The organism is Blautia sp. HA8986, from assembly GCF_056504635.1.
In genome coordinates, this window is record NZ_JBWLUQ010000003.1 from 602,975 (window position 1) to 617,238 (window position 14,264).

Genomic DNA, 14,264 nt, shown 5'->3' on the forward strand with positions numbered 1-14,264 from the left:
AAAGGAGAGGTAACGATTATGAGAATGAAAAAAGCAACAGCATTTGGTCTTGCAGCATTAATGGCAGCTACCATGATCCCGGCAGTTCCGGCCATGGCAAAAGGAGATGACAGTGAGGGTTCTGTTTACTATCTGAACTTTAAACCGGAGCAGGCAGATCAGTGGTCAGATCTGGCAAAAAAATACACCGATGAGACTGGTGTACCTGTTACTGTTGTTACAGCAGCTTCCGGAACTTATGAGTCTACTCTGAAATCAGAGATGGCCAAAGATGAGGTTCCGACATTATTCCAGGTTAACGGACCGGTTGGACTTGCATCCTGGAAGGATTATTGCTATGACCTGAAAGACAGTGATGTTTATAAAAATGTGGAGAGTGACGATTTCGTACTGAAGGATGACAGCGGTGCAGTTGACGGTATCGCCTATGTAATTGAAACATATGGACTTATTTACAACAAGGCACTTCTTAAGAAATACTGTGAGATGGATGGAGCTGTGATCAAGTCTGCAGATGAGATCAACAATTTTGAGACATTAAAGAAGGTTGCAGATGATATCCAGGCTAAGAAAGATGACCTTGGAGTTGACGGTGCATTTACTTCCGCAGGCTTTGATTCTTCCAGTGACTGGCGTTTCAAGACACATCTTGCAAACCTTCCAATCTATTATGAGTACAAAGAAGATGGAATCACATCCACAGATGCGATCAAAGGAACCTATCTTGATAACTTCAAGAACCTGTTTGACCTTTATATCACAGATTCTACCTGTGAGCCAAGCCTTCTTTCCAGCAAGACTATCGATGATGCAAATGCTGAATTTGGTCTTGGAGAGGCTGTGTTCTATCAGAATGGAACCTGGGCTTATGATAGCATCAAAGATAACGAAGTAGCAGACGAGGATATGGGAATGCTTCCAATCTACATTGGTGTAGATGGTGAAGAGGATCAGGGACTTTGCACAGGCAGTGAGAACTACTGGTGTGTAAACAAAAAAGCAGATGAGAAGGATATCCAGGCAACTCTTGATTTCCTCAGCTGGGTTATCACAAGTGACGAAGGAAGAGAGTCTATAAGCCAGGAGATGGGATTTACAACACCATTCAAGACCTTTGATGAGAATTATGAGTCTACAAATCCGCTTGTAAAAGCAGCCAATGAATATGTAAAAGCCGGTAAAACTCCGGTTTCATGGAACTTCACAACCATGCCTTCTGAAGAGTGGAAAAACCAGGTCGGCAGTGCAATGCTTGAGTATGCACAGGGTACCGGTGAGTGGGATGCTGTGAAAACTGCATTTGTTGACGGATGGGCAAAAGAGTACAAAGCAGCAAATGAAGGCTGATAAGGTATAACTGAAACGTGATCACGAAGGGGTGGGCGGTTTCCGCCTGCCTCTTTCAATGAAGAGAGGGTGCGTAAAGTAGGGAAGGATGCATCCTCAGGAGAAAGGAAGAGAAAACATGCAGAATAAGATGATGAAAAAGTATTTTCCGGTTTTTGTCCTGCCTACCCTGCTGGCATTTACCATTGGATTTATTGTTCCGTTTATCATGGGCGTATATCTTTCCTTCTGTAAATTTACCACAGTAACGGATGCAAAATTTGTGGGATTACAGAACTATGTGAAGATTTTTACTGAGGATGGAACATTCGGACATGCATTATGGTACACTACTGCATTTACGGTTGTATCGGTTGTTCTGATCAATGTGATAGGTTTTGCAGTTGCATTGCTTCTGACCAAGAAAATCAAAGGAACCAATGTATTTCGTACTGTATTTTTTATGCCAAACCTGATCGGTGGTATCATCCTTGGTTATGTATGGCAGCTTCTGTTAAATGGTCTGCTTCTTCAGATTAATAAAACACTTACATATTCATCAGTTTACGGATTCTGGGGTCTTGTGATCCTGATGTGCTGGCAGCAGATCGGATATATGATGATCATTTACATCGCAGGTATCCAGAACATTCCTGGTGAACTGATCGAAGCTGCACAGATTGATGGTGCAAACAAAGGACAGCTTCTGAAGCATGTGATCATTCCTATGGTCATGCCGTCCATCACTATCTGTACTTTCCTGACACTTACCAACTCCTTCAAGCTTTTTGATCAGAACCTTGCCCTTACAAATGGTGAGCCTTCCAACATGTCAGAAATGCTCGCACTGAACATTTACAATACCTTCTATGGACGTACCGGATGGGAAGGTGTAGGACAGGCGAAGGCCGTGATCTTCTTTATCCTGGTTGGAGCAATTGCCATGATCCAGAATCGTCTCACAAGAAGTAAGGAGGTACAGCAGTAATGAATAAAAAAGTAAAATTCAGCGGTCTGTGGACTGCGATCCTGAGCGTGGTATCTGTTGCTTATATTTTCCCGATTCTTCTGGTTTTGATCAATTCTTTTAAGAAAAAAGCATACATCAGCCGTTATCCTTTTGCAATCCCAACGGATAAAATGTTCGTAGGTCTGGAAAACTATGTAAATGGTCTTACAAAAACCGGATTTTTCCAGGCATTTGGATGGACATTATTTATCACAGTATTTTCGGTTGCGGTAATTCTGCTCTGTACCTCCATGTGTGCTTGGTACATCAACCGTGTTACCAACACGCTGACAAAAACCATGTACATGCTGTGTCTGTTTTCCATGGTCGTACCATTCCAGATGGTAATGTTTACCCTTTCCAAGATCGCAAACATTCTGAAACTGAATACTCCGTGGGGACTGATCATCATTTATCTTGGATATGGAGCAGGACTTGCGGTATTTATGTTCAGCGGATTTGTAAAATCCATTCCGATCGAGATTGAGGAAGCTGCCATGATCGATGGCTGTACTCCGATTCAGACATTTTTTAAAGTAGTTCTTCCGGTTATGAAACCGACCTGTGTAACAGTAGCAATTCTGGAAACCATGTGGATCTGGAACGATTATCTTCTTCCATATCTGGTACTTGATATCAAGAAGTACAAAACAATTTCCATTGCGATCCAGTATCTGAAGGGTGGCTATGGTACGATTGATATGGGAGCTATGATGGGAGTTCTTGTCCTTTCTATTATTCCTATCATTGTATTCTATCTTGCATGCCAGAAATATATTATCGAAGGTGTGGTTGCAGGAGCTGTTAAGGGCTGACAAATCAACTGAATAATGGTAAAATGAAAGAAAAACGGCCTGATCTGCGTGTCTTTACGTGGATCAGGCCATATTTGGCGAGGTGGGGAATGTACAGAGTTTTGGTGGTAGATGATGAGAAGCTGGAACGAGAGGGAATCAGATTTCTGCTGTCTATGGAAGAAGGTGAGTGGGAGATTTATGAGGCTGCCAATGGAAAGCTGGCGTTAAATGAGCTGCGTAGCCATAAGATTGATCTGATGCTGACAGATATCAAAATGCCGCATATGGATGGGCTGGAGCTTTCCAAAAAAGCAAGAGAAGAGTATCCGGGGCTGGAGATCATCATTTTCAGTGGATATGGAGATTTTTCGTTTGCACAGGAAGCGATACGTTATGGTGTGACAGATTATGTACTTAAGCCTGTTGATCCGGATCGTTTTCATGAGACGATTCAGAAAATACAGGCAGAGATTACATCCCGGAAGGACAAAGAACAGCAGTCGATGAAAGAAAAAAGTTTTCTGCAGCAATATTTTCTTCTGAGCTTTATCTATTCAGGAGACCAGGAACGGCTGAAGGAAGCAGAGGGGATCGTGGATCTGGCAATGTGGAAGGAATGGCACTGCGCGATCCTTATTGAATCAGATGAAGCTTTTTTTGAGTCTGCGAATGATGAGGTTCCGGAGGAAATCATGGAAGAGCTGCGCAGATCATTTTTTTACCTGAATCTGAACGGCCGTCAGTCATTGCTTCTTTTCAAAGATGTATACTGCGATTATGTACTTGTGGCAAAAAATGTCTACACTCTTCTGAAAAGACTGCATTCTGTGAGGTTTCACCTGGCAGTGAGCAGACGTTTTGATGGATATCAGGAGCTTCCGGACATTATGGAGCAGCTGGAACAGCAGATGGAAGAGAAATTCTATCATCCGGATATCCATGTTTACACCAGTGAGGAAGATGCGGAAAAAAATACCCGGGAAGAAGAACAAGATTCCAGACTCATGGAAAAAATTTCAGAAGATATTTCCAGAAAAGATGTGAAGCAGCTGTGGAGCCACTTCCGCAGTCTGGCATCTAAATATCAGTCCAATACCCAGTTTTCTGCCATGTATGTGAAATTTGTTTTTTCCAATGTGATAAGGGAGTTGTTCCAGGAGAATCGTTTTGCGGGTGAGCACAGGCTGGATCTGGAAGTGGATCATCTGTATAGCTGTTCTACCATTCAGGAGATCATTGAGGTTACGGAGAAAAATATTCATCAGTACGAAGAGTTCCTGGATCGTTCCATGAGCGAATCCAGAGATGAGGTGGCAGCAGTTAAGAACTATATTTACAACCATTATGCAGAGGATCTGAATCTTGAAACACTGGCGGAAAAAGTTTATCTTTCTTCCGGCTATTTAAGCTTTATTTTCAAGAAGGAGACAGGAATGAACCTGAACCGTTTTATCCGTGTATTCCGCATGAAAAAAGCAAAAGAGCTTCTGCGTACAACGAACATGAAAGTAGCTATGGTCAGCGAAAAGGTAGGTTTTACCAATTCGTCATACTTCTGCCGCAGTTTCCGGGAATATTACGGAAGCAGCCCGGAGTCCTACAGAAAGGGAAACAGTGAGGATGAAGAAGCTTCTGATGAAGTATAAAAATATGAAATACCGGTACAAACTAACGATTCTTCTTGTTGTGGCCAGCCTTGTTCCGATGACAGTTCTGGCTTTGTACAGCCACAGCCGTATGAGCAGTCTTGTACGGGAAAATGAGATGGAAGATATGTATTCTATACTGGAGCAGATAAGAGAGAGTATTGACGGCCAGATGGAGATCTATGTGAGTCTTCTAAATTATCTCACTTATTCTCCGGAGATTCTGGAAGTGATCGAGAATAAGGATATGGACCGGTATACCGCTTATGAACAGTATACAGAGGTAGTAGATCCACTTCTTACTGTGCCGAAATCCTATCACGATGCCATTCTTGGAATACAGCTTTTTGCAGAGAGCATTCCGGTACGCCATGAATATACGCTGGTTCCGCTGGATGAGATGTACGGGGAATGGTGGAGCAGCAAACTGGACGGAAGTGTGATGGCGCAGTGGATCGTAGACCGTGACAATCGGCAGATTGCAGCTGTGCGTGAGATTTATAACGAAAAAAAACGTGACGCAGTTCTTTGCATTACTCTTGATTATGAAAAAGTTTTCCGGCCTCTTGCCAATATTATTGAGAGAAATTCCGGCGGCATAGTGGTAGATAAGCAGAAAAATGTGGTTTACCACGGGGAAAATCTGGCTGCCAGCGATATTTCCGCGCAGAAAAGTACCGAAAAAATGCTGGACAGGCTCAGGGAGGAATATGCTTATGTCAGCACCAGCGGCCACGAAACGAGATGGACTTATTATTTTTATAAGCCGCCTGCAGTGATTGAGAGCTCTGTCTCCAAACTTCTGATCAGTGAAATCCCGCTGATCGGCCTCTGCGTTGTGATCATTATTGTTCTGGGGATGACTTTTTCCAAATTGTTTACCAGAAATATTGAACTGCTTACCAGAAATATGGAACAGGTCAACCAGGGAAGCCGAGAGGTTACGGTTTACAGCGATTCACAGGACGAGGTGGGTCAGCTGATACGGAGCTTCCATCATATGATGGATGAGATCAACCGGCTGATCGAAGAAGTTTATGAGAATAAGATCGCGCTTAAGGAATTTGAACTGAAAGCTCTGACTGCACAGATCAATCCTCATTTTTTGTATAATTCTCTTTCTATTATAAACTGGATGGCCATCAAAAGCAGGCAGAAGGAGATCAGCCGTGTAACGTTGGCTCTTTCTACTTTTTATCGGACTGCGCTGAGTAAAGGTGCTGATATGGTGACTGTGGAGAACTGCATCCGGAATATTGAGGCTTATCTGGAAATCCAGCTGATCATGCATGATAATGACTTTAAAGTGGAATGGAAGATCGATCAGGAGGTGCAGCAGGAACTGGTACCTAAGCTTATTTTGCAGCCGGTGGTCGAAAATGCGCTGGAGCATGGTCTTGATGTAAAGGAAGAAGGGGAAAAAATCCTTCGGCTTTCGTTTTTTGCGGATGGCAGTGACGTGGTGATCCGGGTAGATGATAATGGAATGGGAATGGAGCAGGAGCAGGCCGAGAAGCTGATCACCTACCAGGCCAAAGGTTATGGATTAAAGAATGTCAATGACCGTATGTGTATCTTATATGGAGAGGAATATGCCATTAGGATCTTAAGCCAGGTTGGGAAAGGAACCAGGGTTGAGATGAGAATTCCGGGAAAGGAGAAAAAAGATGAGAAGGCTTAAGCTGAAAACCGGAATGCTTCTGATACTAAGTGCAGTGCTTTTTCTTACAGGGTGTACTTCCGGCGAGAAAAAAAGCCAGGATGCAGACACGAGAACTAAGATGGCACAGAGGCAGAAGGCATGGAAGGAAGCTGAAACTTCTCCATTGGGAAAATATCCTGAGACAGTGACATACACCCTGGGTCAGATGAAGGGCACCGGCAATTCCAATCTACCGGAGGGGGAGACATATGAGAATAATGCCTATACCCGGTATCTGAAAAAAATCCTCAATGTACAGAATAAGAATATTTTCATGGAAAGTGAAGAGGGGTATGATGAGGCTTTGAATATTCTGGTAAAAGACCGGAATCTGCCGGATATTTTTCTGGTGTCGGACAGGGAAACACTGGAGGAACTGGTTGAAAATGATCTGATCGAAGATCTGACAGATGTATACAAAAGCTGTGCATCAGACAGGATCAGGGAGATGTATGAAAGCTATGGAGATGAGCTTCTGGAATCCGGAACTTTTGACGGGAAGCTTCTTGCACTTCCGGAAACTGCCATTGATCACGGTCCGCAGCTTCTGTGGCTCCGCCGTGACTGGATAGAACAGCTGGGACTTACAGAGCCGAAAACACTGGAGGATGCTTTTTCTGTGATCCAGGCTTTTCAGGAGAACCGGATGGGCGCAGAGAGAGATGAAGAACCGGTAGGTCTGGTGTGTGATCCGGGTCTTGTGGGAACTGTCAGTACCAGTTATTCCATGGATGCCATATTCGAAAATTTCGGGGCTTATCCTGAACAGTGGATCCGTAATCCTGAGGGGGAGATCGTGTATGGATCGCTGACTGAAGAGACGAAGAATGCGTTGTCCTGTTTGCATGATCTTTATAGCAGAGGGATTCTGGATCCGGATTTTGCACTGCGTGCACAGAATAATATCCGTGATCTTGTTGTGAAGGGAAAATGCGGGGCTTTTTTTGGGCTCTGGTGGACGCCTAACAATCCTTTGATGGATGAGTACCGTCAGAATAAAGACGCGGACTGGCAGCCTTATTACCTGACTTCTGGTGCCAGGCGGCAGGTTGAAGTATATTCTACATTTCGGGATAATAAATATGTAGTTGTGCGCAAAGGATACGAGCATCCGGAAATCGTGATGAAGGTTTTGAGTGTGCTGTTTGATTATTCCCGGTATGAGGCTGATGATACAGAGGAAATGAATGCTTATTTTGCTTTGAATGTAGATCCTACGGCCAGGCCGCTGATGATCAATGTGGATTATAATGAAGCTACTTATATGGTGACAAGGCATATCAGGGAGGCTCTTTACGGTTCCAGGATGCGGGAGGAGCTTAGTGCTATCGAGGTTTCGTATTTTGATGCATGCAAAAAATATCTCGGCACAGATTCTCCGTCTGTGGAGGAGTGGGCTGCCTATAAATCCAGGATCACGGCTGTGGGACTTCTTGTAGATGCCTCTTATCATCCACCGGAGAGAAAATATATGGGTGATGGGGACAGTGAGATCCCGCAGATTTTGCAGCAACTGGAGAAGAAGGCTTTTATCCAGATTATTATGGGGAAAAAGCCTGTGAGCTATTTTGATACGTTTGTTAAGGAGTGGTATCGCAAAGGCGGCGAGGCTCTGACTGAGAGTGTACGCAGTGGAAAAATGTCCGGGACAGACTGAGATGGTATGTCCTGGGCTTTTTTTGCTTTTCCGGAAAAAATGTTTGGGTGTGAGAAAAACTTGACAAGAAAGTTAGAGGCCTTTAAAATAATAAATGAAATGAACTTTGCATAATGGGGGTAGTAGTATGAAGCAGTGTATGGATGCGGATAACCTTCACAGAAGATTGAAGAAGATTGTTGGACAGGTACAGGCTATTGATCGGATGGTAGATGAGGATATTCCGTGTGAGGATATTCTTTCTCAGATAAATGCGGCAAAGTCGGCCTTGCATAAGGTGGGACAGGTTGTTTTGGAGGGTCATATCCAGCATTGTGTACGGGATGGAATCACCCATGGAGATCCGGATAAGACGATAGAGAGTTTTACTAAGGCTGTGGAGAGATTCGCTAATATGAAGTGAGTGAGTGTGAATAGTGAAGATTAGCAGGAGCAGTGCGGAGCTACCTGCTTTTTTTGTGGTTATTAACGAACGTACGCCGTGGAGCTGGGGTCTGTCCGGGCAGGGCTTCGTCGGGGGAAACTACTAGGACTCCGTGGATCGGCTAAAACCATTTCCAAAAATCCTGAACTCGCTCCTGCGTCGCTCAGACAGCAGGATTTTTGAAAATAACGCCGCTCCCCGCAGCCCAAGTAGTTTCGACCCTCCTGCAGAGTTGCCCGGCCAGACCCCAGCTCCACGGCTGGTAGTCAATTGGGTGAAGGACGGATGCGGACGCGATTCGCGCCCTGTCCTGGGTTGTGGGAAGTAGTGTGAGGGTGAAGCGGTATTGGTATGACGATGCGGTTAGAATAGTGTGACGTGCGTAGCCAGTGGCCTCTCCATGCCAATGGAAATTAACACATTTAGACTAACAAACAAAATAATCAAAAAAATTTGAATTTTATGGTTGACAAGCATAACTCCCAGTGGTATTATAACTGAGCTGTCGCAAATAATTGTTTTTGAAAAACAAACAATTAAAAAGAATTTCAGAAAAATGAAATTGACAGTTGACAAAAGACAGAAGATATGATAAAGTATCCAAGTCGCCAACAAAGCGGCAACAAAATCTTAACTCGAAAATGTTTGAAAAAAACTTAAAAAAGTGCTTGACAAACAAAAAGAGATGAGATAAAATAAACGAGCTGTCTGAGAGACAGACACAACAAACCTTGATAACTAAACAGTGAAACACATACGATTCTCGAAAATTTCTTTACATTTAAAGAACGGTTCGGGTGAATGCGAAAGCATGAACCTGCTCCGATGAGCGGAAGCAAATCGGAGTTACAACCTATTTAGCAGTAAAACGAGAGATAGCCAAACGGTTGTCTTGAGTAAATGAATCAAACATTTTATCAGAGAGTTTGATCCTGGCTCAGGATGAACGCTGGCGGCGTGCTTAACACATGCAAGTCGAACGGGAATTATTTTATTGAAACTTCGGTCGATATGATTTAATTCTAGTGGCGGACGGGTGAGTAACGCGTGGGTAACCTGCCTTATACAGGGGGATAACAGTTAGAAATGGCTGCTAATACCGCATAAGCGCACAGAGCTGCATGGCTCAGTGTGAAAAACTCCGGTGGTATAAGATGGACCCGCGTTGGATTAGCTAGTTGGTGGGGTAACGGCCCACCAAGGCGACGATCCATAGCCGGCCTGAGAGGGTGAACGGCCACATTGGGACTGAGACACGGCCCAGACTCCTACGGGAGGCAGCAGTGGGGAATATTGCACAATGGGGGAAACCCTGATGCAGCGACGCCGCGTGAAGGAAGAAGTATCTCGGTATGTAAACTTCTATCAGCAGGGAAGAAAATGACGGTACCTGACTAAGAAGCCCCGGCTAACTACGTGCCAGCAGCCGCGGTAATACGTAGGGGGCAAGCGTTATCCGGATTTACTGGGTGTAAAGGGAGCGTAGACGGATGGACAAGTCTGATGTGAAAGGCTGGGGCTCAACCCCGGGACTGCATTGGAAACTGCCCGTCTTGAGTGCCGGAGAGGTAAGCGGAATTCCTAGTGTAGCGGTGAAATGCGTAGATATTAGGAGGAACACCAGTGGCGAAGGCGGCTTACTGGACGGTAACTGACGTTGAGGCTCGAAAGCGTGGGGAGCAAACAGGATTAGATACCCTGGTAGTCCACGCGGTAAACGATGAATGCTAGGTGTCGGGGAGCAAAGCTCTTCGGTGCCGCCGCAAACGCATTAAGCATTCCACCTGGGGAGTACGTTCGCAAGAATGAAACTCAAAGGAATTGACGGGGACCCGCACAAGCGGTGGAGCATGTGGTTTAATTCGAAGCAACGCGAAGAACCTTACCAAGTCTTGACATCCCCCTGACCGGAACTTAACCGTTCCTTTCCTTCGGGACAGGGGAGACAGGTGGTGCATGGTTGTCGTCAGCTCGTGTCGTGAGATGTTGGGTTAAGTCCCGCAACGAGCGCAACCCCTATCCTCAGTAGCCAGCATATAAGGTGGGCACTCTGTGGAGACTGCCAGGGATAACCTGGAGGAAGGCGGGGATGACGTCAAATCATCATGCCCCTTATGATTTGGGCTACACACGTGCTACAATGGCGTAAACAAAGGGAAGCGAGCCTGCGAGGGTAAGCAAATCCCAAAAATAACGTCCCAGTTCGGATTGTAGTCTGCAACTCGACTACATGAAGCTGGAATCGCTAGTAATCGCGGATCAGAATGCCGCGGTGAATACGTTCCCGGGTCTTGTACACACCGCCCGTCACACCATGGGAGTCAGTAACGCCCGAAGTCAGTGACCTAACCGCAAGGGAGGAGCTGCCGAAGGCGGGACCGATGACTGGGGTGAAGTCGTAACAAGGTAGCCGTATCGGAAGGTGCGGCTGGATCACCTCCTTTCTAAGGAAATTGGATACAGTAGGCTGTGCAAACGGCTGAATCAATCCAACTAAAACGGAAAAAAGTAGAGAAAAGAAATGTGTTTTACTGTTGAGTTATCAAGGCAACTGAATAACGATATTTCTGGTAGCCGATGCGGTTGGGGGACACACCCGTTCCCATCCCGAACACGACGGTTAAGACCCAAGCGGCCGATGGTACTGCACTGGAGACGGTGTGGGAGAGCAGGTGGGCTGCCAGATCAAAAAAAGAAAAGCAGGAGTAGATCCTGATAAGAATAGATGCTGGTTTTACCAGTGATCTGAGAGAAAAAGCTATTTTCCTTTCAGATGGCTGATAAAACATCAGTCAGCATTGTACCTTGAAAACTGCATACATGAAATTTGATTAAGTTAATCAAATATCCTTAAACGCAAAGTATTAAGAAATTAATGCAAACGCAAAGATAGGAAGACATCGATTTATCTGTTATGAACAGAGTAATCAAACACACGTTGTAAGATACGCGAGTAGCGTGATACAACAGAGAATCAAGAGACCGCATCACCTACGCTAGGGTGATGAAGCGAAAGGTCAAGCAATAAGGGCACAGGGCGGATGCCTTGGCACTAAGAGCCGATGAAAGACGTGATAAGCTGCGAAAAGCTTCGGGGAGGAGCAAATATCCCGTGATCCGGAGATGTCTGAATGGGGAAACCCGCATGAGAAGACCTCATGCATCCATACGCCAATCCATAACGTATGGAAGGGAACCCGGGGAACTGAAACATCTAAGTACCCGGAGGAAAAGAAAGAAACATCGATTCCGTAAGTAGCGGCGAGCGAACGCGGAGGAGCCTAAACCGGTGTGCGTGCATGCCGGGGTCATGGACTGCATTTAAGATTCAGCGAAGTTAACAGAACGGTTTTGGGAAAGCCGGCCACAGAGGGTGAAAGCCCCGTACGTGAAAGCCAAGCTGACTGAGCAGGATCCGGAGTACCACGAGACACGAGGAACCTTGTGGGAAGTAAGGGGGACCACCCCCTAAGGCTAAATACTACTTAGTGACCGATAGCGCATAGTACTGTGAAGGAAAGGTGAAAAGGACCCCGGGAGGGGAGTGAAAGAGAACCTGAAACCCTGTGTCTACAAGCTGTGGAAGTGCTTTATATGCACAACCGCGTACTTTTTGTAGAACGGTCCGGCGAGTTACGCTTACTGGCAAGGTTAAGCACTTCAGGTGTGGAGCCGTAGGGAAACCAAGTCTTAAGAGGGCCAGAGTCAGTAGGAGTAGACCCGAAACCGGGTGATCTATCCATGTCCAGGTTGAAGCTGCCGTAAGAGGTAGTGGAGGACCGAACCCACATCCGTTGAAAAGGGTGGGGATGAGGTGTGGATAGGGGAGAAATTCCAATCGAACCCGGAGATAGCTGGTTCTCCTCGAAATAGCTTTAGGGCTAGCCTCGGTGTGAGTCTTGCGGAGGTAGAGCACTGAATTTCCTAGGGGGCGTCAAAGCCTACCGAAGAATATCAAACTCCGAATGCCGTGTAGATATCACCGGGAGTCAGACTGCACGAGATAAGTTGGGCGGTCAAAAGGGAAAGAGCCCAGACCTACAGTTAAGGTCCCAAAGTGCGCGTTAAGTGGAAAAGGATGTGGGATTTCGAAGACAACCAGGATGTTGGCTCAGAAGCAGCCATACATTCAAAGAGTGCGTAATAGCTCACTGGTCGAGAGGTCCTGCGCCGAAAATGTCCGGGGCTGAAACGCGCCACCGAAACTAAGGAATCCGAAAGGATTGGTAGAGGAGCATTGTATATGGGAAGAAGCAGTACCGTAAGGAGCTGTGGACTGTATAGAAGAGAGAATGCCGGAATGAGTAGCGAGATAGAGGTGGGAATCCTCTAGGCCGAATATCCAAGGTTTCCAGGGTAAAGCTGATCTGCCCTGGGTGAGTCGGGACCTAAGGTGAGGGCGGGAGCCGTAGCCGATGGACAACAGGTTGATATTCCTGTACTGCAGTATAACAGAACTGTGGGGACACGTAAGGAGAGCGGGAGCCGGGAATGGAAAGTCCGGTACAAGCGAGGTACCAGTATGGTAGGAAAATCCGCCATGCAATGGGAAGACGTGATGTGGAGCGAATTTTAGTAGCGAAGCCCGTGAGCCATGCGTCAAGAAAAGCCGCTATTGTTTATACTGTACCCGTACCGTAAACCGACACAGGTGGATGAGGAGAGAATCCTAAGGCCGGCGGAAGAAGTATTGCCAAGGAACTCGGCAAAATGGCCCCGTAACTTAGGGAGAAGGGGTGCCTGCGAGAGCAGGCCGCAGAGAATAGGCTCAAGCAACTGTTTAGCAAAAACACAGGTCTATGCGAAACCGAAAGGTGAGGTATATGGGCTGACGCCTGCCCGGTGCTGGAAGGTTAAGAGGAGAGGTTAGACGTAAGTCGAAGCTTTGAATTTAAGCCCCAGTAAACGGCGGCCGTAACTATAACGGTCCTAAGGTAGCGAAATTCCTTGTCGGGTAAGTTCCGACCCGCACGAAAGGCGTAATGATTTGAGCGCTGTCTCGGCAATACATCCGGTGAAATTGAAGTGCCAGTGAAGATGCTGGCTACCCGCGCCAGGACGGAAAGACCCCATGGAGCTTTACTCCAGTTTGGCACTGGGGTCCGGTGTTGCATGTACAGGATAGGTGGGAGGCTGAGAAACGGTAACGTCAGTTGCCGCGGAGCCGCTGTTGGGATACCACCCTTGTGATATTGGGCTTCTAACCAGCCGCCGTAATCCGGCGGTGGGACAATGCCAGGCGGGGAGTTTGACTGGGGCGGTCGCCTCCGAAAGGGTATCGGAGGCGCCCAAAGGTTCCCTCAGAATGGACGGAAACCATTCGAAGAGTGCAAAGGCAGAAGGGAGCTTGACTGCGACACCGACGGGTGGAGCAGGTACGAAAGTAGGGCTTAGTGATCCGGTGGTATTAAGTGGGAATGCCATCGCTCAACGGATAAAAGCTACCCTGGGGATAACAGGCTTATCACTCCCAAGAGTTCACATCGACGGAGTGGTTTGGCACCTCGATGTCGGCTCATCGCATCCTGGGGCTGTAGTAGGTCCCAAGGGTTGGGCTGTTCGCCCATTAAAGCGGTACGCGAGCTGGGTTCAGAACGTCGTGAGACAGTTCGGTCCCTATCCGGCGTGGGCGTAGGATATCTGAGAGGAGCTGTCCTTAGTACGAGAGGACCGGGATGGACGGACCGCTGGTGGACCGGTTGG

The 14,264-nt window shown here is 46.5% G+C and carries 7 protein-coding genes and 3 rRNA genes; all 10 read left to right on the forward strand.

The genetic code is table 11. The features are described 5' to 3' along the window. The first annotated feature begins 18 nt into the window (after window positions 1–18). Window positions 19–1,347: an extracellular solute-binding protein gene (locus AC04Q4_RS17500; protein WP_178774958.1), complete on the forward strand. Its 1,329-nt coding sequence runs from the start codon at window positions 19–21 to the stop codon at window positions 1,345–1,347. A 118-nt stretch (window positions 1,348–1,465) separates the two neighbouring features. Further along, window positions 1,466–2,314, forward strand: coding sequence for a carbohydrate ABC transporter permease (locus AC04Q4_RS17505; protein ID WP_243873821.1), 849 nt, complete (start codon window positions 1,466–1,468; stop codon window positions 2,312–2,314). Continuing rightward, the gene (locus AC04Q4_RS17510) at window positions 2,314–3,150 is read left to right on the forward strand and encodes a carbohydrate ABC transporter permease (protein WP_173737525.1); all 837 of its coding nucleotides are present in this window, start codon (window positions 2,314–2,316) and stop codon (window positions 3,148–3,150) included. Before AC04Q4_RS17505 ends, AC04Q4_RS17510 begins: the two co-directional genes overlap by 1 nt. Window positions 3,151–3,239: 89 nt before the next feature. Continuing rightward, on the forward strand, window positions 3,240–4,778 hold the full coding sequence (locus tag AC04Q4_RS17515; protein WP_173737526.1) for a response regulator transcription factor: 1,539 nt from the start codon (window positions 3,240–3,242) through the stop codon (window positions 4,776–4,778). Next, window positions 4,768–6,459 carry a histidine kinase gene (locus tag AC04Q4_RS17520; RefSeq protein WP_476389391.1) on the forward strand — a complete coding sequence of 564 codons (1,692 nt, stop codon included), beginning with the start codon at window positions 4,768–4,770 and terminating at the stop codon, window positions 6,457–6,459. Before AC04Q4_RS17515 ends, AC04Q4_RS17520 begins: the two co-directional genes overlap by 11 nt. Then, window positions 6,446–8,137, forward strand: a complete 1,692-nt coding sequence (locus AC04Q4_RS17525; RefSeq protein WP_195455341.1) for a type 2 periplasmic-binding domain-containing protein — start codon at window positions 6,446–6,448, stop codon at window positions 8,135–8,137. The genes AC04Q4_RS17520 and AC04Q4_RS17525 overlap by 14 nt, the downstream gene beginning before the upstream one ends. A 127-nt stretch (window positions 8,138–8,264) precedes the next feature. Beyond that, entirely contained in the window at window positions 8,265–8,540 is a 276-nt protein-coding gene (locus AC04Q4_RS17530) for a metal-sensing transcriptional repressor (RefSeq protein WP_173756030.1), read from the forward strand. Between the two features lie 935 nt (window positions 8,541–9,475). Further along, window positions 9,476–11,005, forward strand: a 16S ribosomal RNA gene (locus AC04Q4_RS17535). Between the two features lie 122 nt (window positions 11,006–11,127). After that, window positions 11,128–11,247 (forward strand): 5S ribosomal RNA (rrf, locus tag AC04Q4_RS17540). Between the two features lie 329 nt (window positions 11,248–11,576). After that, a 23S ribosomal RNA gene (locus AC04Q4_RS17545) occupies window positions 11,577–14,264 on the forward strand; the annotation flags it as partial.